The organism is Streptomyces sp. NRRL WC-3618 (genome assembly GCF_001280005.1).
Lineage (GTDB): Bacteria > Actinomycetota > Actinomycetes > Streptomycetales > Streptomycetaceae > Streptomyces.
The window spans coordinates 13336-34135 of record NZ_LGDW01000062.1 but is presented as its reverse complement, the minus strand read 5'-3'; the positions used below and the strand labels follow the sequence as shown (position 1 = coordinate 34135).

Sequence of the window (20800 nt, the reverse complement as noted above, 5' to 3'; positions counted from 1 at the left end):
CAAGTCGGTGACGGGCTCCGAGGAGCGCGCGGCGCCCCAGCCGCTCTACTCTGGCGCGAGAGCGGCTCGCCGGGCACACCATCGAGGTACAGGAAAGCAGGCACAACGGTATGACCAGCAGTGACGAGACGTATGACACGCCCCGCGGCCCCGTCGACTCGTCGCGCGTCCCGAGATACGCCGGGCCCGCGACCTTCGCGCGGCTGCCACGCCTCGACGAGGTCGGCGGACGGGCCGACGTCGCCGTGGTCAGCGTGCCGTTCGACTCGGGGGTCTCCTACCGGCCCGGCGCCCGCTTCGGCGGCAACGCGATCCGCGAGGCGTCCCGGCTGCTGCGCCCGTACAACCCGGCGCAGGACGCGTCACCCTTCGCGCTGGCACAGGTGGCGGACGGCGGCGACATCGTCGTCAACCCGTTCAACATCAACAAGGCCGTCGAGACGATCGAGGCGGCGGCCGACGAACTGCTCGGCGCCGGCGCCCGCATGATGACGCTGGGCGGCGACCACACCATCGCGCTGCCCCTGCTGCGCTCGGTGGCGAAGAAGCACGGCCCGGTGGCCCTGCTCCACTTCGACGCACACCTCGACACCTGGGACACCTACTTCGGCGCCGAGTACACGCACGGGACGCCGTTCAGGCGGGCGGTGGAGGAAGGCATCCTCGACACCTCCGCCCTCTCGCACGTCGGCACGCGCGGCCCGCTGTACGGCAAGCAGGACCTGGACGACGACGCGAAAATGGGCTTCGGCATCGTGACGTCGGCGGACGTGATGCGGCGCGGGGTCGACGAGGTCGCCGACCAGCTCCGCCAACGCATCGGGGACCGTCCCCTCTACATCTCCATCGACATCGACTGCCTCGACCCGGCGTTCGCACCCGGCACGGGCACGCCGGAGGCCGGCGGTATGACCTCGCGGGAGCTGCTGGAGATCCTGCGGGGCCTGGCGTCCTGCAACCTGGTCTCGGCGGACGTCGTGGAAGTGGCGCCCGCGTACGATCACGCCGAGATCACGTCGGTCGCGGCGTCGCACACGGCGTACGAACTGACGACGATCATGTCTCGTCAGATCGCCGAGGCGAGGGCTCAGGAGAAGGCTGCGAAGTGACCCACGACCACGACCTGGTGCTGAAGCCGACCGCCGCCCAGACGGAGGCCGCGCTGAACCCGCCCGCAGGCCGGTGTGGCGGGGACCTGGTCGTGGAGACGCTGGCGGCGCTCGGCGCGACCACCGTCTTCGGCCTGCCCGGCCAGCACGCCCTGGGCGTCTTCGACGCGCTGCGCCGCTCGGACCTGCGGTACATCGGCCTACGGGTGGAGAACAACGCGGGGTTCGCGGCGGACGCGTACGGCAGGATCACGGGAGAGGCGGCGCCGCTGCTCCTGTCGACGGGCCCGGGCGCGCTCACCTCGCTCGCGGCGCTCCAGGAAGCGGCGGCGGCGTCGGCCCCGGTGCTCGCGATCAGCAGCCAGGTCCCGACGGCCGGGCTGGGCGGCGGCCGGCACGGCTACCTCCACGAACTCCCGGACCAGCAGGCGTCGTTCAGGGGTGTCGTCAAATCCGTCCACACGGCCCGTACGCAGTCCCAGATCCCCTCGGCGATCGCCGAGGCCTGGAAGTCGGCGCTCACGGTTCCGCACGGCCCGGTGTGGGTGGAGATCCCGCAGGACGTCCTGACCGCCGAGACACTGATCCCGGTGGTGACGGCCGGCGACGCCTTCCCCGAAGAACTTCCCCCACGCCCCGAACTGACGGCACTGGCAGCCCACTTGCTGTCGAACGCCGAGCGCCCGGCGATCATCGCTGGCGGCGGAGTCGTACGGGCGGACGCCTCGGGCAAGTTGAGGGCGCTGGCGGAACGGCTCCAGGCGCCGGTGGTGACGACGTACGGCGGTAAGGGCGCGTTCCCGTGGACGCACTCCCTCTCCCTCCAGTCGTGGCTGGAGGACCGGCACATGACCGACTTCCTGGAGGACGCGGACGTCCTACTGGTCGTCGGCTCGGGCCTGGGCGAACTCTCCTCCAACTACCACACGTTCAGGCCGCGCGGCCGGGTCGTCCAAGTCGAGGCGGACCTCGGCAAGTTGGAGTCCAACCACCCGGCCCTGGGCATCCACGCGGACGCCCGACTGGCGCTGCAGGCACTGCTGGAGACGGTGCCGGCGAGGAAGGACGCGTCGGCGCCGGCGCGGGTACGCGAGGTACTGGACCGGGTGGCCGCACGCCTCGCCACCCAGCAACTCACCCTGGAGCAGGGCCTGTTGACGTCGATCAGGGCAGCCCTGCCACCCCGTTCCCCGTCCTTCTGGGACATGACGATCCTGTCCTACTGGGCCTGGGCCGCCTTCGACCCCCGAGGCACGAACACCATGCACTCGGCCCAGGGCTCGGGCGGCCTCGGCTACGCCTTCCCGGCGGCCCTGGGAGCGGCGGTCGCCGACCCGACGTACCCGGTCCTCGCGGTGTCGGGCGACGGCGGCGCCCTGTACGGCATCGCGGAACTGGCGACGGCCCGGCAGTACGACCTGAACGTGACGTGGCTGATCGTGGACGACGGCGGCTACGGCATCCTGCGCGAGTACATGACGGACGCGTACGGAACACCGACGGCCACGGAACTGACCCGCCCGGACTACGTGGCCCTGGCGGAATCCTTCGGCGTACCGGCGGTACGTACGACCCCGGAAACCCTGGAGACGGACCTCGCGAAAGCGCTGGGGGAACCGGGTCCGTCGGTGGTGGTGCTTCCGGCGGTGCTGCGGATGTTCGCGGCTACGCATTTGGGGTGAGGGACGGGCACTATTCGTGCGATGTGGGGCGATTGGCGCCCCACGACCACCTCTGTGCCGCAGCCCTCAGCGCGATGGAATCCGAGTCCCGGATCGTGGGGATCGCCGAGGGGCTGACCGACTCGTAAGGAAGAGCAGCAGATGTCGTCGCAGCGGACCACTTGGTTCAAGAGCAGCTACAGCGGCCAGAACGGCGAATGCATAGAAGTCCGTCGAGGGACAGCCGGTTTCGAGGTCCGTGACTCGAAGAACCCGCGCGGCGCTGTCGTCGGGGTCGATGCCGTGGCATGGCTGTCGTTTCTCGCTGGGGTGGAACGGGTCGTGCCCAGGGGCTCATAGCCCTGGTTGAAGCGCGGGGTTTGAACCGTCCCGGGTTTGATGGAGACATCGAAGACCCAGAAGGATGCCCCTCATGGCTGCTCCCCGTACGAGTTGGGTTCGGGGCCCTCCGCGCTCAGCTGTAGTAGGCGATCTTGTCGTCGAGGACCTCCATGGCCCGGGCCAGTGCCGCGGCGCGCTGTTCCAGGGCGGCGCGGCGCTCGCGGAGGAAGGTGACCCGGTCCTGTGCGGAGTGGTCGGCGCGCAGGATGGCGACGAAGCTCCGCAGGTCCGCGATGCCGAGGCCGGCCTCGCGGAAGCAGGTGATCAGACCGATCCAGAAGACGTCGTCCTCGGTGTACTCCCTGCGTCCACCGAGGGAGCGCTGGATCGGGCCGATCAGCCCTTCGCGCTCGTAGTAGCGCAGCGTGTCGAGGGAGACGCCGGTGCGGTCGGCGGCTGCTGCCGGTGTGAGGAGGGGAGTGGTGGTCACGGGGGTCCCTTTCTGACCGCTGCTGCTGTCACTACTGCTGCCGCTTGCCGCTTGCCGCTACCGCGTTTACCGTGCTTCGGCGAAGCGCGCCATGTGCTCGTCGCCGAGCCGTACGCGGCGCGCGGCGAGTGCCTCCTCGATCTGCTCCACCCGGCTCACGCCGACGATGGGGTCGATCCCCTGCCGCGTCAGCCATGCCAGGACGACCTGGTTCCTCGTGGCCGACAGTTCGCCGGCCGCGTCGTCCAGGACCGCGAGCACCCGGGTGGTACCAGGGTGATCGTAAGTCTGCGGAAGCGGCTTGTCCGTGCGTACGTAGGAACCCCACATCAGCGAGCTGTACGACCACACGGTGAGCCGCTCGGACCGCGCGAAGTCCAGGTCCTCGTCGGCGAGCAGGCGATGGCCGTCTTCCGCGAGGGGGGTTCGCGGGCGCGGCTGGACGAGTGAGTGGCGCAGTTGCAGGGCCGTCCACGGCTCTACGCCCTGCTCCCGGGCGAGTGACCGGGCCCGCTCGACGCGCCAGGCAGCGTGGTTCGCCGCCCCGACCCGCAGAGCCGCTCCCTTCGCGACCAGTTCCCCGAAAGCACCGACGGTCTCCTCCAGCGGCACGGTGCGGTCCTCGGCGTGGGCCCAGAGGAGATCGACGTGATCGACTCCGAGACGCGCCAGGCTCTCCTCGAACCCCGTTCGTACGGCGCGGGCGGACAGCCCCTCGGCGCTCTGTGGCCAGGAGTGCGGGACGAGCGGATTCTGTCGGACCTTCGTCGCGATCCGTACCCTGTCGCGTGCGCCGGGGCGGGCGCGCAGCCATGCGCCGATGACGCGCTCGCTGGCGCCGCCGACGCCGCTCGGATCGACCCAGAAGGAGTAGCAGTTCGCGGTGTCGAGCCAGACACCGCCTCCGGCGACGAAGGAATCGAGGATCGTGAAAGCGTCGTCCGGGGCGACGCGGGTGCCGAAGTCCATTGTGCCGAGGATGATGTGGGGTTCGGTGGTGGTGTTGTTGTCCATGCCCCTCATCCTCGGATCTGGAGCGCGCTCCAGGTCAAGTGCGGCCCAGGTCGTCGGCGCCCTGGCCCGGGCCCTTCGGCTCTCCCACGCCGAGCGCAACCAGCCGTACCGGAGCCAACCCGTCAAGGTCAGTTCAAGCCGTTTCCCGCCCCGCCTCTCTCCCCGCTTCCTGAGGGTGAACTGACTGTGCCGGACGAATATGGCCCCGGCGCAAAGAATGTGACGATGCGTCACCCGCGGGCTCTGAACTGCCGAAACGCCACGGTGCTCACGTACCAGCCAACCGGCTTGGGATGTTCGGTGCTCACGCTCCGCAGATTGGCCCGTTACCGCCAGTACGGCTCCCACCTCGGGTAATCCATACTGAGTCCGCGCGACAACAGGGGGCTCTTCTCGCGTTCTGGACCGCAATACACGCAGGAAACGCGGCGCAACTGACCATGCGCCGCCGAGGTTCACGCGGCCATCACTTCGCATCGGAAGTATCCGAAGCATCCGAAGTGTCCGAAGTACTCGAGGTGTTCGGAGTACTTGCGTAGCCGACGTGTGCCCACGATGCCCTGGGAGGGGAAACAGCATGAGGAACTCACGCCTGAGAGCGCTGTCCGGTGTCCTTGCCGCCGGTGCTCTGATCGCCGGTCTGTCCGGTACGACGGCGCAGGCAGCGGAGAAGACCGTGACCGCCGCCCCGGCGGAGATCGGCATCCGGTTCAACCCGGACGGCGATGCCGGGCAGTGCGGCGGGCTGGCAGGGCAGCAGTGGGCCAAAGATCCGGACTTCACCAAGGCGATCCGGTTCGACACCGACAGCCGCTCGGGCGGCTGTCAGCTGTCCTTCGGCATCTTCGACCCGGACAACACGCTCCGAGGCGTGTCCATCAGCTACACCTTCCAGGTCACTTCCAACGGTGACGCGGGACAGTGCGGGAACCCGGGCACGTTTCAGATGCCGATCCAGCGGTTCCGGACCTTCGGGCCCCAGATCCGGGTCGACACCGACGGCAGGTCGGGCGGCTGCAATCTCACCTTCACCGTCTCGGGCCGCTCCGACGTCATCCTCGAAGTGCGCTACTTCGCGGACGGCGACGCCAGCCAGTGCGGGAACGCCCTGCCCTCGAACCAGAACCACACGGCGTTCGCGGGCAGCCCGGTGACCATCGGCATCGACACCGACGGACGCTCCGGCGGCTGCCAGATGCAGCTGCACCTGCAGAAGGTCTAGACAGGCGTGGCAGCGGCGGGCATGCCTGGTTGCCGGGCATGCCCGCGCTGTCGTTCCTCCGCGATCGGCCCCGTAGAGTGCGACGACATGCCGAAGATCAAGAAGATCAATCCGCGGAGCGCTCTGTGAAAAGCCTGCTGGCCCTGGTGGTCATCATTGCCCTGGCCGTGCTGTACCTGCTGCCGTCGTACATGGCGTTCGCACGGGGCGCGAAGGATCGTTGGCTGATCCTCGTCATCAACGTGTTCCTCGGCGGATCGATCATCGGGTGGGGCGTGGCCTTCTACATGGCGACCCGTACGCCGAAGAAGGTCGGGGGCTCGGCGGAGACGTCCGCGTAGCTGCGCATCGACGCCCTGAACTTCCCCTGTACCAAGGGGAGTTCAGGGCGTGGTGCATGGTGGAGGCGTACGTCCCTCGCGGACCGGCTACCAGATCGCGTCGACCCACTCCGGGTGGTCGATGAACGGGTTGCGGTTGTGCTGGTAGGTGTCGTAGATCTTCTGGTTGCGCTTCTCCTCGAAGGCGCTCGGCGGGTCCTCGTCGTTCCACTGCTTGAGTACGGACAGCTTGCCGATGTTCGGCGCGCTGCCGTTGTTGACCCGCTCGTTGGGCTCCAGGTCGGCGAAACTGTCGTCGCCCTCGTAGCGCACGGCCATGTAGAGGATCATGCGGGCCACGTCGCCCTTGTCCGCGTCGCGCGGCTCGAAGGAGTCGGAGTCCTTGAGGCTGCCGCCGCCGTTCGCGACCGTGCTGCCGCCGTTGTCGAAGTCCAGGTTGCCGCGGATGCTGTTGACCGTGACGTCCGCCGGGCGCAGGTGGTGCAGGTCCGTGCCGGGGCCGGTCACCTCGCCGAAGTCGCCGTGGGACTTGGCCCACACGTGCTCGCGGTTCCAGTCGCCGACGTCGCCGCCGTTGAGCGACTTGCTGCGCGAGACGCCGCTGTACAGCAGGATCACGTTGCCGCTGTTGTTCGGGTCCTGGTCGGTGACCTTGAGCGCGTTCCAGACCGCGGAGTACGAGATCTTCGTCTGGCTGCTGATGATGGTGTGCAGCGAGGACTTGAGGCTCGTGCCGGTCTTGCCGACCGCGTTCTTGTAGTACGTCGTGTCGTACGCGGTCGTCGTCGCGCCGGCCGGGGTGGCGGTCATCGTGGGGAGGGCGAGCGCCGCCAGGACGGTCGACGTGGCGAGTGCCACCGTCTTCCAACGGCGGGTGCGTATCTGCGTTGCGGGCATCGGGGTGTCCGTTCTACGCGTGTCGATGGGGGAGACAATCGGGAGCGTGACATGGACATGCGTTTCAGGCAATGAACTACGTGTGTCCGTTGCGTGACGTGATGCGGCAACTCGGTTGATTTCGACTCGATTTGACGCGCGTAGAGCCGGAGGGGGAGGGGTTGCCAGGGGGTCGCTCGGGTGTCGGTCGGCGTCCGTCGGGCTCGGCCGGTGCCCGGAGCGTTCAGGTGATGGATCGGTGAGTCTTCGGTGAAGCGGGGCCCCTGCCAGGGAAATTCACACAGAAGTGCTAGTGCCCTTACAACCATTCCTATTTCATGTGGGTCAGACGAAGACCAGCGTGCCGGGGGCGCGCTGTTGTCATACACGGGGATGGGAAACCACCATGACTCACCACATAGCCAGATCCGCGCGTACCCGCGTACTCGGCAGCGCCGGCGTCTGCGTCGCGACCGTGCTGGCGCTTCTGGGGGCCGCCGCGCCCGCCAACGCGGCCCCGGCAGCCGTCAGTTGTACGTCAGCAAAGCCGGCCCTCGCCACCAAGCTGAAGCGGGACATCACCTCCGCCCTCGCCGGGCGCCGAGGCTCCATCAGCGTCGGTGTCTACGACCGCTCGACCAAGACGACCTGCGTGTACCGGGAGCAGACCGCCTACGACTCCGCCAGCGTCGTCAAGGTGACCGTCCTGGCGACCCTCCTCTGGGACGCCCAGAAGCAGCATCGCGCCCTGACCGCACGGGAGAAGACTCTCTCCCAGGCCATGATCACCAAGTCGGACAACGACTCCACCACGAGGCTGTGGAACCAGTTGGGCCTGGCGAAGATCAGGGGCTTCCTCGCCGCCGCCGCCATGACCCAGACCAAGCCCGGCGCGAACGGCTACTGGGGACTCACCCAGATCACCGCCCGCGACGAGCAGAAGCTCCTCATGCTCACCACCCTCACCAACTCGGTCCTGACCGACAACTCCCGTGCGTACATCCAGAAGTTGATGAGCGAGGTCATCGCCTCCCAGCGCTGGGGCACGCCGAAGGGCGTTCCCTCGGGTGTCTCCGTGCACGTCAAGAACGGCTGGCTGCAGCGCGCCTCGTACGGCTGGCGGGTGCACAGCGTCGGCACGTTCAAGGGCCGTGGCCACGACTACATGATCACGGTGCTCACGCACGGCAACAGCACCTGGAACTACGGCATCGCGACGATCGAGGGCGTCGCCAAGGTCGTCCACAAGGACCTCGCGGCGAGCTGACCGCAGACCGACCACACACCGGCTCCACTTCACCGCAGCGCCTCCCGGCCGTCACCGACCCGACCTACGGTGACGGCCATGCGCCTGCGAACCCCGCGAAGCCTGCGAACCCCGCGAAGCCTGCGAAGCACTCGAAGCTCTCGAAGCCCTCGAAGTCCGCGATCCCCTCGAACCCTGCTCGCGACAGTCACCGCCACTCTGGCGGCGGCCACCTGCCTGACCGCCGCCGGACCGGTGAACGCCAACGCCCTTACAGGCAACGCCTGTTCGCCCGCCGTCTCGCTCGACCGCTTCTCCGACGCCCTCGACAAGACGACGTACGACGGCGCGTTCGTCGGCAACTTCTCCGCGCTCGCGGTCGACCGGAACGGCGACCTCGCCGCCCTCTCCGACCGCTCCTCCCTCTTCACCCTCGACCGGCGGACCCTGACCCCGACGAGCGTCGTCCCCCTCGCCGACGAGACGGGCGCCGCCCTCGACTCCGAGGGCCTGGCCGTCGAGAAGGACGGCACCCGGCTCGTCTCCTCCGAGACGGAACCCTCCGTACGCCGCTACTTCCGCGACGGCCGCATCCTCGACCGTCTGCCGGTGCCGGACGCGCTCCGCGTCACCCCGGCCGGCCGCGCCACCGCCAACCAGACCTTCGAGGGGCTCACTCTCCTCCCCGGCGGCCGCAGGCTCCTCGCGGCCATGGAGTACGCGATCTCCGGCGACGCCACCGGCATCGTCCGCTGGCAGACCTGGGAGCGCAGGGGCAGCCACTTCGCGCTGGGCGCCCAGTACGCCTATCGCACCGACACCGGCCTGGGTGTCCCCGAGGTCGCCGCGATGCCCGACGGCCGCCTCCTCGTCCTGGAGCGCGGATTCACCGCCGGAGTCGGCAACACCGTCCGCCTCTACCTCGCCGACCCGCGCCACGCCACGGACACGAGCGGCGTCGAGAACCTGACCGGCCAGGAGGGCGTACGCCTCGTCCACAAGACTCTCCTCGCCGACCTCGTGAACTGTCCGTCACTCGGAGCGACCGCCAAGCAGCCCCAGCCCAACCCCCTCCTCGACAACATCGAGGGCATGGTGATCACCGGCTGTACCCATGGCGCCCTGCGCGTCCTCCTGGTCAGCGACGACAACCAGAACGCCGTACAGACGACCCGTTTCTCTTTCCTGAAGGTCCGCACGCCGTAGCCGCACCGCCCCCGGAGTTGTCGCGGAGGGATGAAATCCGCTTCCGCCCGTGTTGGTGCTTACCGGCGGAGTACGGAATAGCGGATCTACGGAAGGCGCCGGAGTGGCACAGCAGCGGGGGCGGAAGCCGGGACACGAACCGGCACCCATAACGGCACTGGAACCGGTGTCGGCATCGAAGCCGGTGTCGGCACCGGACCCGGTATCGGTACCGGGATGGGCGCGGCGGCTGGTCGGATACGCCTGGCGGTATCCGAAGGACGTCGTGCTCTCGCTCGGCGCCTCCCTCGGCGGTATGGCCCTGATGGCGCTGGTCCCGCTGATCACCAAGGTGATCATCGACGACGTCATCGGCGGCAAGACCCGCTCCATGGCCCCCTGGGCGGGCGCTCTCGTCGTCTCCGCCGTCCTCGTCTACGTCCTCACCTACATCCGCCGCTACTACGGCGGCCGGCTCGCCCTCGACGTCCAGCACGACCTGCGGACGGAGATGTTCGAGACGATCACCCGGCTCGACGGGCGCCGCCAGGACGAGCTGTCGACCGGCCAGATCGTCGGCCGGGCCACCAGCGACCTCCAGCTGATCCAGAGCCTCTTCTACATGCTCCCGATGACCCTCGGGAACGTACTGCTCTTCCTGATCTCCCTCGCGATCATGGCCTGGCTGTCCATCCCGCTCACCCTGGTCGCCCTCGCCGTCGCCCCCGCCCTCTGGTTCGTCGCCAAACGCAGCCGTACGAAGCTCCACCCCTCCACCTGGTACGCGCAGGCCCAGGCCGCCGCCGTCGCCGGTGTCGTGGACGGCGCCGTGACCGGCGTACGCGTGGTGAAGGGGTTCGGGCAGGAGGACCAGGAGACCGGGAAGCTCCGTGAGGTCGGACGGCGGCTGTTCGCGGGGCGGCTGCGGACCATCCGGTTCAACTCCGTCTACACCCCGGCCCTCCAGGCGGTGCCCGTGCTCGGGCAGGTCGCCATGCTCGCGGTGGGCGGCTGGCTGGCCGTGGGCGGGCACATCACGCTGGGTACGTTCGTCGCCTTCTCCACCTATCTCGCCCAGCTCGTCGGGCCCGTGCGCATGCTCGCCATGGTGCTGACCGTCGGACAGCAGGCACGCGCCGGAACCGAGCGTGTCCTCGAGCTCATCGACACCGAGCCGTCCATGACCGACGGCCACAAGGACCTGCCCGCCGACGCCCCCGCCACCGTCGAGTTCGACGACGTGTCGTTCGGGTACGACCCCGAGCACCCCGTCCTCGACGGCCTCAGCTTCGAGATCCGGCCCGGCGAGACCCTCGCAGTCGTCGGCTCCTCCGGCTCCGGCAAGTCGACCGTCTCCCTCCTCCTGCCGCGCTTCTACGACGTGACGCGCGGCGCGGTCCTCATCGGCGGGCACGACGTCCGCGAGCTGACCCAGGACTCACTGCGGGCCGCGATCGGCCTGGTCCCCGAGGACTCGTTCCTCTTCTCCGACACCGTCCGCAACAACATCGCGTACGGCCGCCCCGACGCCACCGACGAACAGATCCTCACCGCCGCGCGCGCCGCCCAGGCGGACCGTTTCATCGCCGAGCTGCCGAACGGCTACGACACCAAGGTCGGCGAGCACGGCCTCACCCTCTCCGGCGGCCAGCGCCAGCGCGTCGCCCTCGCCCGCGCGATCCTCACCGACCCCCGGCTCCTCGTCCTCGACGACGCCACCTCCGCCGTCGACGCGCGCGTCGAGCACGAGATCCACGAGGCGCTGGGGCAGGTCATGGAGGGCCGGACCACCCTCCTCATCGCCCACCGCCGCTCCACCCTCGGCCTCGCCGACCGCATCGCCGTCCTCGACGGCGGACGCCTCGCCGACCTCGGCACCCACGACGAACTCCAGGCCCGCTCCGCCCTGTACCGGCGGCTGCTGACCGACCCGGACGAGCTGGGCGGCGTCTCGCCCGGCCGCGCCCTGCCGACCCTCCCGCCCGAGGACACCTCCGTACGGGAGGAGCTGGACGCCGAGTTCGACGCCGAGCGCGGGGTCACCCCCAGGCTGTGGACCGGCGACCGCGAGCGCAAGGACACCGCCTTCGTCGGGATGCCGGCCACGCCCGAACTCCTCGCCCAGGTCGAGGCGTTGCCCCCGGCCGCCGACACCCCGGACATCGACGAGGCACGCGCGGTCACGCCCGAGGAGTCGTACGGGCTGAAGAGGCTGCTGCGCGGCTTCGGGGCACCCCTGGCGGTGAGCCTCGCCCTGGTCGCCGTGGACGCCGGGATGGGACTGCTCCTGCCGATCCTGATCCGGCGCGGCATCGACTCGGGCGTCTCCCAACTCGCCCTGGGCGCCGTGTGGGCGGCCTCCGCGCTCGCCCTGGTGTCCGTCGTCGTCCAGTGGGCGGCGCAGATCGGCGAGACGCGGATGACCGGCCGTACCGGCGAACGGGTGCTGTACGCACTCCGGTTGAAGATCTTCGCCCAGCTGCAACGCCTCGGACTCGACTACTACGAGCGGGAGTTGACCGGGCGGATCATGACGCGCATGACAACCGATGTTGATGCGCTGTCGACGTTCCTGCAGACCGGCCTGGTCACCGCCTTCGTCTCCGTCGTCACCTTCTTCGGCATCATGGTCGCCCTCGTGGTGATCGACGTACAGCTCGCGCTCGTCGTGTTCGTCACCATCCCGGTGCTGGTCTTCGGCACGATCTACTTCCGCCGGGCGAGCGTGAAGGCCTACGAACTCGCCCGTGAGCGGGTGTCCGCGGTCAACGCCGACCTCCAGGAGTCGGTGTCCGGGCTGCGGATCGTCCAGGCCTTCCGGGGCGAACGGACGGGCTCCGAGCGGTTCGCGCAGGGCAGCGACGGCTACCGCCAGGCGCGTGTGCGGGGGCAGTGGCTGATCTCCGTGTACTTCCCGTTCGTACAGCTGCTGTCCTCGGTCGCGGCCGCTGCCGTGCTGATCGTGGGGGCGGGGCGGATCGACGACGGGACGCTGACGACCGGTGCGCTGGTCGCCTACCTCCTCTACATCGACCTGTTCTTCGCCCCCGTGCAGCAGCTCTCGCAGGTCTTCGACGGGTACCAGCAGGCGACGGTGTCGCTGGGCCGGATCCAGGAACTCCTCCAGGAGCGGACCTCGACCGAGGCCGCCGAGGAGCCGTTGGAGGTGCTGTCCCTGCGTGGTGACATCGCCTTCGAGGGCGTCGACTTCGCGTACGGGTCCGGCGATGACGCCGAAGAGGCCCTGAGCAGCGTCCAGTTGACGATTCCGGCCGGGCAGACCGTCGCCTTCGTCGGGGAGACGGGCGCCGGCAAGTCGACGCTCGTGAAGCTGGTCGCCCGCTTCTACGACCCGACCGGCGGCCGGGTCACCGTCGACGGCACCGATCTGCGGGCCCTCGACATCACCTCGTACCGGCATCGCCTCGGGGTCGTGCCGCAGGAGGCGTATCTGTTCCAGGGGACCGTGCGGGACGCCATCGCGTACGGGCGGCCGGATGCCACCGACGCCCAGGTGGAGGCGGCGGCACGGGCGGTCGGGGCGCACGACATGATCGCCACGCTGGAGGGCGGCTACCTCCACGAGGTCGCCGAGCGCGGACGCAACCTCTCGGCCGGTCAGCGTCAGCTGATCGCGCTGGCCCGCGCGGAGCTGGTCGACCCGGACATCCTGCTCCTCGACGAGGCGACGGCGGCACTGGACCTGGCCACCGAGGCCCAGGTCAACCAGGCGACCGACCGCCTCGCAGGCCGCCGTACCACCCTCGTGGTCGCCCACCGCCTCACCACCGCCGCCCGCGCCGACCGGGTCGTCCTGATGGACCACGGCCGGGTCGCGGAGGACGGCACCCACGCCGAACTGCTCGCCCTGGGCGGCCAGTACGCCGAACTGTGGCGGACCTTCGTCGGCGCACCGGAGCCGGAGGAGCCGGTCACCTCGGCCCGCTGAACGGCCGGTGGATCCGGCGGCCGACGCCTGACGCAACCGTTCGACGGGTGCCGTGCGTCCGTACATCAGTACGACGTACGGCTAGTGTCATCGGTGGGGTCCGGAGGGGGAGACGGTGAGTGGTGGTTCGATACGGCGGCGGATCGCGCTCGGCCTGGCCGTGCTGACCGCGTCCGGGATGTTCTCCCTCGCGAGCTCCGGCACCGCCGAAGCGGCCGCGGTGTGCTCCGGCCGCAAGGCGCGGACGCTGGCCTTCGCCACCGGCGAGGTGGACGTGTACCGGAGCAACGGCTACCTCTGCGCGATGACCGTTCCCAAGCGGCAGGGGGGCCACCAGTGGATGTCGGTGAGCGTACGGGCGCGGGGCGGGCGCCCGGTCGTCGACGGGGGCAACTACACGAAGCGGGCCGGCCCGGTGACCGTGCACACGGGACGGCGGCAGGTGTGGATCAAGGGGACGGTGGGCCGGGAATCGGTCAGTTCGGGCTGGATCCGGTTGTGAGCCCCGCCCCGAATCTCGCCCCGAGTCTCGCCCCGAATCTCGACCCGAATCTCGACCCGTATCTCGTCCCGGACCTCGTCTTGCGTCTCGACCCGAAGCTCTTCGCGGACCCTATTTCCTGACTCCTGCCCGAGGGATTTCCCTATCTCCCCTGGTGCGCCGCCCAGTTGCTCCGATAGCTTCCGGCGCACAGATGTCTCATAGGGGAGGGTGTATGCGTAAGGCGTCCAGATGGCTGCTCGCGCTCGCCGTGCTGATAGGCACGTTGAGTACGGCGGGGGCGGCGACCGCCGCTCAGCCGGAAGCCACCGGCACCACGCGAACGACCAGCAGTGCGGACATCAAGGACCAGCTCCTCGCGATCCCGGGCATGAGCCTGATCCAGGAGAAGCCGTACACCGGCTACCGGTACTTCGTCCTCAACTACACCCAGCCGATCGACCACCGGCACCCGTCCAAGGGCACGTTCCAGCAGCGCATCACCGTGCTGCACAAGGACGTCTCGCGCCCGACGGTCTTCTTCACCGGCGGGTACTCCGTCTACACGAACCCGACGCGCAGTGAGCCGACGCGGATCGTCGACGGCAACCAGGTCTCCCTGGAGTACCGCTTCTTCACGCCGTCCCGGCCCGCTCCGGCCGACTGGTCCAAGCTGGACATCTGGCAGGCGGCCAGTGACCAGCACCGCGTCTTCACGGCGCTGAAGAAGATCTACGCCAAGAAGTGGCTCTCCACGGGCGCTTCCAAGGGCGGCATGACCGCCACGTACTACGAGCGTTTCTACCACCGCGACATGGACGGCGTCGTCGCGTACGTCGCCCCCAACGACGTGGTGAACAAGGAGGATTCGGCCTACGACCGGTTCTTCACGAAGGTCGGCACCAAGGAGTGCCGCGACCGGCTGAACGCCGTACAGCGCGAGGCGCTGGTGCGCCGGGAGCCGCTGGAGAAGAAGTACGCGGAGGTCGCCGCCGCCGAGGGCTACACGTTCACCACCATCGGCAGCCTGGACCGCGCGTACGAGGCCGTCGTCCTCGACTACGTCTGGGCCTTCTGGCAGTACAGCCTGCTCGCCGACTGCGAGTCCATTCCGGCGGACGCGAAGAACGCGACCGACGACGACATCTGGACTTCGATCGACACGATCTCCGGGTTCTCCGCCTACGCCGACCAGGGCCTGGAGCCGTACACGCCGTACTACTACCAGGCGGGCACCCAACTCGGCGCGCCCACCATCAAGTTCCCGCACATCGAGAAGAAGTACATCCGCTACGGCTATCAGCCGCCGCGCAACTTCGTCCCCCGGGACATCTCCATGAAGTTCCAGCCGTCGGCGATGCGTGACGTCGACAACTGGGTCAGGCACCGTGCGCAGCACATGCTGTTCGTGTACGGGCAGAACGACCCGTGGGGCGCCGAGCCGTTCCACGTCGGCAAGGGCGCGAAGGACTCGTACGTCTTTTTCGCCCCCGGCCTCAACCACGGCGCGAACGTCGCGGGTCTGGTGCCCGAGCAGAAGTCGCTCGCCACGGCGCGCATCCTGGAGTGGGCGGGCGTCGCCTCCACCGCCGTCCGGTCGCACCCGTCGGCGGCCAAGCCGCTGGCGCCGTACGACGCCAGGCTCGACAAGCGCAACCTCGAGCGTGAGCCCACGCTGCGGCCGTAACGGCCATGGAAAGTAAGGGTAGTTCGGGCAGCTGACCGTGAAGGGGCCCGGTGGCAGACGCCACCGGGCCCCTTTCGCGTCACGCCGGTTTGGCGCACCCCACCGGCTCTTCGCCGCCCAACTGCACGTAAAGGGCCGTGGAAGTAGGGCAGTTGACGCGTTTGCCGACGGCCTCGGTCACCTTGTACTCCGGTGCCTTCTCGCCCTTCCCGTCGCACGCCGTCTCGCGCACCTCCCCGCGCCCGGCGCTGTACACGCAGTCGCCGACGATCGTGCGCGGGCCTCCGCCGCCGCCCGGGTCGCCGGGATGCGGGGCCTGGAGGTTGCGCATACAGGCGTACCCCTGCGGGACGGCTCCGTCGCCGTCCTCGTCGGCGGCGGGGCGCTGTTCGCTGATGTGCAGCACGAAGTCGGTGGTCGCCGGGCACGACGGACCGTCGCTCACCCCGCCGTCGAACCGGGCCACGACCCGGGCCGCCGCCCGCTCGCTGGTGCAGGGCACCTCGGTGAAACTGGTCGTGCCGAAGCTGCTGCACTCGTCGATGGAGAGGAAGACGGTGCCGTAGCCGGTGGGCCGGGGCGGCGCGGGCCGCTGGTCGACCGTCGTACCGTCGGCGGCCCCGGACGCCCCCGCCGAATCGCTCGTAGAACTGCCTGCCGACCCCTCTGCCGATTGCTGGCACCCGGTCACCGTGAACACCGCCGCCACCGTCAGCAGCGCGCAGGCGAACACCCGCCCGCACACCACTCCCAAGGGCCCCATGGACCCCACAGAACGCACTACACGCATCGCATCCCCCCGAGTACCCCCGCTCAGCGTGACCCGCGACGCCAGGGCCACGCCGGAAGTTCAGCGGATTTCCGCCTATTGGGGGTGGTGCGCCGGTTGTGCGGCGTACGGCACGTACGCCTCCCTACCTTCCCTCTCTAGTACGACAGTCCGTGACCGATCGGATACGGCGCGCGTCGGATCGTCCGATCGTCCCCGTAAAGGACCGGACGGAGCCCGGGTGGAAGGGGGCCGTCACCGGCGCATCGGAGGGGGCGCACCGGTGACGGCTCGCTGCCGGCCGTAGGCGGTTGGAGAGGGGTGGGCCGCACGACGGTGACTCATCCGGCAGTCGTGCCGATTGGACGGGCCGGGGCGGAAAAGGGTTCCCGGATCGCGGCCCCGCAGGGGCGCGGGGAACTGCGCGACAAGCCACGACGGCGCCGCACGGTACCGACCACCCCGTACCCCCGGTACAGGCACCCTCCGGGTACGGGCACCCCCTCGCCCCACCTCCGGCGGAATACGCACCGTTCATGGTCCATTTCGCGGACGTTCCGGCGCTCGGGGCGTCGCGCGGGCGAGCATAGGGGCATGGCCGTCGTAGAGATTCCCGGTTCCAAGTCCATCACCGCGCGCGCCCTCTTCCTCGCCGCGGCAGCCGACGGGGTCACCACCCTCGTACGCCCCCTGCGCTCGGACGACTCGGAGGGCTTCGCCGAGGGCCTGGTCGCTCTCGGCTACCGGGTCGGACGGACCCCCGGAGCCTGGCAGATCGACGGCAGACCGCAGGGTCCGGCGGTCACCGAGGCCGACGTCTACTGCCGTGACGGCGCCACGACCGCCCGCTTCCTGCCGGCCCTGGCCGCCACCGGCCACGGCACGTACCGCTTCGACGCCTCCCCCCAGATGCGCCGCCGGCCCCTCGCCCCCCTCACCCGCGCCCTGCGCGACCTGGGCGTGGACCTGCGGCACGAGGAGGCGGAGGGACACCACCCGCTGACCATCGAGGCGGCGGGCGTGGAGGGCGGGAACGTCACCCTGGACGCCGGGCAGTCCTCCCAGTACCTCACCGCGCTCCTCCTCCTGGGCCCCCTGACCCGCAACGGCCTGCGGATCCACGTCACCGACCTGGTCTCGGCTCCCTACGTGGACATCACCATCGCGATGATGCGGGCGTTCGGGGCGGACGTACGCCAGGACGGCGACGTCTTCGTGGTCCCGCCCGGCGGCTACCGGGCCACCACCTACGCCATCGAGCCCGACGCCTCCACCTCCAGCTACTTCTTCGCGGCGGCGGCCCTCACCGGCGGCGAGGTGACGGTCCCCGGCCTCGGCACCGGCGCCCTGCAGGGCGACCTGGGCTTCGTCGACGTACTGCGCCGGATGGGCGCGCGGGTGGAGATCGCCGCCGACCGCACCACCGTCACCGGAACCGGTGAACTGCGTGGCCTGACCGTCAACATGCGGGACATCTCCGACACCATGCCCACCCTGGCGGCGCTCGCCCCGTTCGCCTCCGGCCCCGTGCGCATCGAGGACGTGGCCAACACGCGCGTGAAGGAGTGCGACCGCCTGGAGGCCTGCGCGGAGAACCTGCGGCGGCTCGGCGTACGGGTGGAGACGGGCGACGACTGGATCGAGATCCACCCCGGTGCCGCCCTCGCCCCGCACACGGACATCAAGTCGTACGGCGACCACCGCATCGTCATGTCCTTCGCGGTGACCGGCCTGCGCACCCCGGGGATCACCTTCGATGACCCGGGGTGCGTACGGAAGACGTTCCCCGGGTTCCACGAGGCGTTCGGCGAGCTGCGGGCGGCCCTCGGCTGACCGGTGACCGGGTCTACCGGGGCGCTGTCGGCCAGAGCAGCGCCTGGGCGACGATGACGTTCTCGCCGTCGAAGGTGACGGCGGGGCCGCCGTGCAGCCCGTAGCCCAGAGCGAGCGCCTCGCTCACCCGGTGGCAGAACGCCGGGTCGTCCGGACCGGTCAGGACGCGGTAGACGGGCAAGCCGTCCGGCGGGGTGGTCATGAGGAGAAGGATCTCAGAGCCACCGGGTTCAGGGTTCAGGGTTCAGGCCGACTCGGTGAGCAGCCGCGCGAGGTGCTCGCGGCCGGCGTCCAGCAGGTCCGCCAGGGGGGCGGCGGCCTCGTACCACCGCTTCTCGTACTCCCAGCACAGCCAGCCGTCCCAGTTGTGCCGGGAGAGGACCTCGACGCACTCGGCGAGCGGCAGGACGCCGGCGCCCAGTGCCAGCGGGGTGGTGTCGTCGGCCGAGGCGATGTCCTTGACCTGTACGTATCCCAGGTGCGGGGAGAGCGCCGCGTAGCTCTCCGACGGCTGTTCGCCGCCGAGCCAGGTGTGCATGACGTCCCACAGCGCGCCCACCTGACGGTGGCCGACCGGGCCCAGGATGCGGATCGCGTCGGCGCCCGTGCGATGCGAGTCGTGGGTCTCGAGGAGGATGCGTACGCCGAGGTCGGCCGCGTACTCGGCGGCCGTCCCGAGCCTCCGGGCCGCCGTCGCGTCGGCCTCCTCGGGGCTCTGGTCGGCGGCGCCGCCCGGGGATCCTCCCGGGAAAACACGGACGAAGGGGGCGCCCAGGTCGCGGGCCAGGTCGAGGAGTGCGCGGAGTTCGGTGAGCACGGGTTCGTCGTCGCCGGGGGCCGCGACCCGGACGTACCCGGCGAGGCCGAGGAGCTCGACGCCGGACGCCTTGAACTCGGCGGCCACATCGGCTCGTTCGGCGGGCCGGAGATCGAGGTGGACGGGTTCTTCGGGGTGCGTGCGCAGTTCGACGCCGTGGTAGCCGTGGGTGGTCGCGAGCCGCAGGACTTCGGTGAGCGGGAGACCGGGAACGCCGAGGGTGGAGAACGCCAGTTTCATGTTCACGGACCCTACCCGTCACCCCACCTGTCCGCCGCCGCGTGCAGATCCAGTCGCCAGTCCTGGCCGGTCAGATCCCTGCCGAACGAGCGGTGCGGCTTCTCGGCGGCGAGGACGAAGCCGTGGCGCAGGTAGACGCGGCGGGCGGCGGTGAGTACGTCGTTGGTCCACAGGACGAGTTCGCGGTAGCCGACCTCGCGGGCGAAGCCGACGACGGACGCGACGAGCCGGTCACCGATACCGAGCCCGCGCGCCTCCGGTTCGACGAGCAGCAGCCGCAGCCGGGCCGTGCCGGGTGCCTCGTCCCGTACGCACATCACGCAGCCGACCGGCCGACCGTCCAGCTCGGCGATCCACACCCGTTCGAGATGCGGGTCGTGGTCCTCGGCGAAGTCGGCGACGATACGGGCGACCAGCCCCTCGTAGTCGGTGTTGAAGCCGTACTCGGCCGCGTACAGCGCCGCGTTGCGCTGCACGATCCAGCCGAGGTCGCCGGGGTCGGGCTCACGCAGGACGACGTCCTCGCGGCGCGGCGGCCGGCCGTCGGAGAGAAGCGAACGGACCGTGTGCAGCGCCTCCGTGAGCCGGGGCCGGTCGGCGGCGGGCACGGTGGCCAGCAGGGTGGCGATGGCCTCCGTGGACCGCTCGTTCAGCAGGTTGGCGGTCTCCCGCCCGCGCCCGGTGAGCGTGACGCGCCGCCGTCGGGGATCACGGTCGGAGGGTGCCCGCTCGATCAGCTCGTCCTGCTCGAACTTGTTGAGGATACGGCTCAAGTACCCGGCGTCCAGGGAGAGTTCGGCGCGGATGTCGGCGGCGTCGGTACGGGTGGAGTGCGCGAGCTCGTAGAGGACGCGGGCCTCGGTGAGGGTGTAGGGGGCGTAGAGGTGGGTGCTGTAGTCGAGGGCGCCGATGACGTTCGTGTAGAAGCGGTTGAAGGAGCGGATGTCCTGGACGGTCATGACCACCTCGTGGGCGACGGCGGACTGCGGACTGCTGGCTGCGGACAGTTGACTCAGTCAGGGATATCGCTGTCACGAGGGTAGGACCCGGGCGAGGTGTTCCTCAAGCCCTCCGCTGTTAACGTCACGGCATGTCCAGGACCGAGATCGACGTGCTGGCCGCCGAGTTGTTCGCGGCCTTCGACAACCGGGGCGGCAAGGCCGCCGACGTGGCCCGGATCCGCCGGCTGGTGCTGCCGGACGGCGTGATCGTGAAGACCGGACCGGAGTTCACGGTCTACACCGTGGACGAGTTCATCGAGCCGCGTCGGCAGCTGCTGAGCGAGGGCCGACTGGTCGAGTTCTCCGAATGGGAGACAGCCGAACGGACGGAGATCGCGGGCGACATCGCGTCGCGGTTCTGCGAGTACCGCAAGTCCGGGATCCTCGACGGCGAACCGTTCGAAGGGGACGGGACCAAGACCATCCAGTTCGTCCGCACCCCGGAGGGCTGGCGGATCGCGGCGCTCGCCTGGTACGACCGGCCCGCACCGGCCTGACCGGTACGGGCCGGTTGTTCCGGACGAACGCCGGAGGCGG

Annotated in this window: 19 protein-coding genes; 12 read left to right on the top strand and 7 right to left on the bottom strand. The window is 69.8% G+C overall.

The window, feature by feature from the left end; genetic code table 11:
* Positions 1–110: 110 nt before the first annotated feature.
* The 3 genes from speB (at position 111) to ADL01_RS41570 (ending at position 3130) form a co-directional block, all read left to right on the top strand.
* Positions 111–1109, top strand: coding sequence for an agmatinase (gene speB, locus ADL01_RS08875; protein WP_053741363.1), 999 nt, complete (start codon positions 111–113; stop codon positions 1107–1109).
* Entirely contained in the window at positions 1106–2791 is a 1686-nt protein-coding gene (locus ADL01_RS08870; protein ID WP_053741362.1) for a thiamine pyrophosphate-binding protein, read from the top strand. The genes speB and ADL01_RS08870 overlap by 4 nt, the downstream gene beginning before the upstream one ends.
* Positions 2792–2932: 141 nt before the next feature.
* Positions 2933–3130, top strand: a complete 198-nt coding sequence (locus ADL01_RS41570; RefSeq protein ID WP_078960404.1) for a DUF397 domain-containing protein — start codon at positions 2933–2935, stop codon at positions 3128–3130.
* Between the two features lie 115 nt (positions 3131–3245).
* Here ADL01_RS41570 and ADL01_RS08865 read toward each other — a convergent pair whose 3' ends face one another.
* Both ADL01_RS08865 and ADL01_RS08860 read right to left on the bottom strand, forming a co-directional pair.
* The gene (locus tag ADL01_RS08865) at positions 3246–3602 is read right to left on the bottom strand and encodes a MerR family transcriptional regulator (RefSeq protein WP_053741361.1); all 357 of its coding nucleotides are present in this window, start codon (positions 3600–3602) and stop codon (positions 3246–3248) included.
* A gap of 66 nt (positions 3603–3668) precedes the next feature.
* The gene (locus ADL01_RS08860; RefSeq protein ID WP_053741360.1) at positions 3669–4616 is read right to left on the bottom strand and encodes an aldo/keto reductase; all 948 of its coding nucleotides are present in this window, start codon (positions 4614–4616) and stop codon (positions 3669–3671) included.
* Between the two features lie 577 nt (positions 4617–5193).
* Here ADL01_RS08860 and ADL01_RS08855 point away from each other — a divergent pair.
* A complete protein-coding gene (locus tag ADL01_RS08855) occupies positions 5194–5838 on the top strand; it encodes a hypothetical protein (RefSeq protein WP_053741359.1) in 645 nt (214 codons plus the stop codon).
* A gap of 125 nt (positions 5839–5963) precedes the next feature.
* The gene (locus ADL01_RS08850; protein WP_053741358.1) at positions 5964–6179 is read left to right on the top strand and encodes a superinfection immunity protein; all 216 of its coding nucleotides are present in this window, start codon (positions 5964–5966) and stop codon (positions 6177–6179) included.
* A gap of 87 nt (positions 6180–6266) precedes the next feature.
* On the opposite strand, the gene ADL01_RS08845 is transcribed toward ADL01_RS08850, so the two are convergent.
* A complete protein-coding gene (locus tag ADL01_RS08845) occupies positions 6267–7076 on the bottom strand; it encodes an endonuclease I family protein (protein WP_053741357.1) in 810 nt (269 codons plus the stop codon).
* A gap of 385 nt (positions 7077–7461) precedes the next feature.
* Between ADL01_RS08845 and ADL01_RS08840 the strand changes: the two genes are divergently transcribed.
* The 5 genes from ADL01_RS08840 (at position 7462) to ADL01_RS08820 (ending at position 15603) form a co-directional block, all read left to right on the top strand.
* Entirely contained in the window at positions 7462–8322 is an 861-nt protein-coding gene (locus ADL01_RS08840; protein ID WP_053741356.1) for a serine hydrolase, read from the top strand.
* 234 nt (positions 8323–8556) lie between these two features.
* Entirely contained in the window at positions 8557–9507 is a 951-nt protein-coding gene (locus tag ADL01_RS08835) for an esterase-like activity of phytase family protein (protein ID WP_420719695.1), read from the top strand.
* 157 nt (positions 9508–9664) lie between these two features.
* Positions 9665–13435, top strand: coding sequence for an ABC transporter ATP-binding protein (locus ADL01_RS08830; RefSeq protein WP_420719696.1), 3771 nt, complete (start codon positions 9665–9667; stop codon positions 13433–13435).
* Positions 13436–13550: 115 nt separating this feature from the next.
* Positions 13551–13937 (top strand): hypothetical protein, encoded by a 387-nt coding sequence (locus tag ADL01_RS08825; protein WP_053741355.1) that lies wholly within the window; start codon positions 13551–13553, stop codon positions 13935–13937.
* Positions 13938–14151: 214 nt separating this feature from the next.
* A complete protein-coding gene (locus ADL01_RS08820; protein WP_053741354.1) occupies positions 14152–15603 on the top strand; it encodes a S28 family serine protease in 1452 nt (483 codons plus the stop codon).
* 79 nt (positions 15604–15682) lie between these two features.
* Here the strand turns inward: ADL01_RS08820 and ADL01_RS08815 are convergent, their stop codons facing one another.
* The gene (locus ADL01_RS08815) at positions 15683–16366 is read right to left on the bottom strand and encodes a hypothetical protein (RefSeq protein WP_053741353.1); all 684 of its coding nucleotides are present in this window, start codon (positions 16364–16366) and stop codon (positions 15683–15685) included.
* 600 nt (positions 16367–16966) lie between these two features.
* Here ADL01_RS08815 and aroA point away from each other — a divergent pair.
* The gene (aroA, locus tag ADL01_RS08810; RefSeq protein WP_053741352.1) at positions 16967–18205 is read left to right on the top strand and encodes a 3-phosphoshikimate 1-carboxyvinyltransferase; all 1239 of its coding nucleotides are present in this window, start codon (positions 16967–16969) and stop codon (positions 18203–18205) included.
* Positions 18206–18218: 13 nt separating this feature from the next.
* Here aroA and ADL01_RS08805 read toward each other — a convergent pair whose 3' ends face one another.
* Genes ADL01_RS08805 through ADL01_RS08795 form a run of 3 tightly spaced genes read right to left on the bottom strand, consistent with a single transcriptional unit; the run spans position 18219 to position 20221 of the window.
* Positions 18219–18407 (bottom strand): DUF1737 domain-containing protein, encoded by a 189-nt coding sequence (locus tag ADL01_RS08805; RefSeq protein ID WP_053741351.1) that lies wholly within the window; start codon positions 18405–18407, stop codon positions 18219–18221.
* A gap of 42 nt (positions 18408–18449) precedes the next feature.
* A complete protein-coding gene (locus tag ADL01_RS08800) occupies positions 18450–19262 on the bottom strand; it encodes a sugar phosphate isomerase/epimerase family protein (RefSeq protein WP_053741408.1) in 813 nt (270 codons plus the stop codon).
* An 11-nt stretch (positions 19263–19273) separates the two neighbouring features.
* On the bottom strand, positions 19274–20221 hold the full coding sequence (locus tag ADL01_RS08795; RefSeq protein ID WP_053741350.1) for a bifunctional helix-turn-helix transcriptional regulator/GNAT family N-acetyltransferase: 948 nt from the start codon (positions 20219–20221) through the stop codon (positions 19274–19276).
* A gap of 131 nt (positions 20222–20352) precedes the next feature.
* Between ADL01_RS08795 and ADL01_RS08790 the strand changes: the two genes are divergently transcribed.
* A complete protein-coding gene (locus ADL01_RS08790) occupies positions 20353–20760 on the top strand; it encodes a nuclear transport factor 2 family protein (protein ID WP_053741349.1) in 408 nt (135 codons plus the stop codon).
* Positions 20761–20800 lie beyond the last annotated feature (40 nt).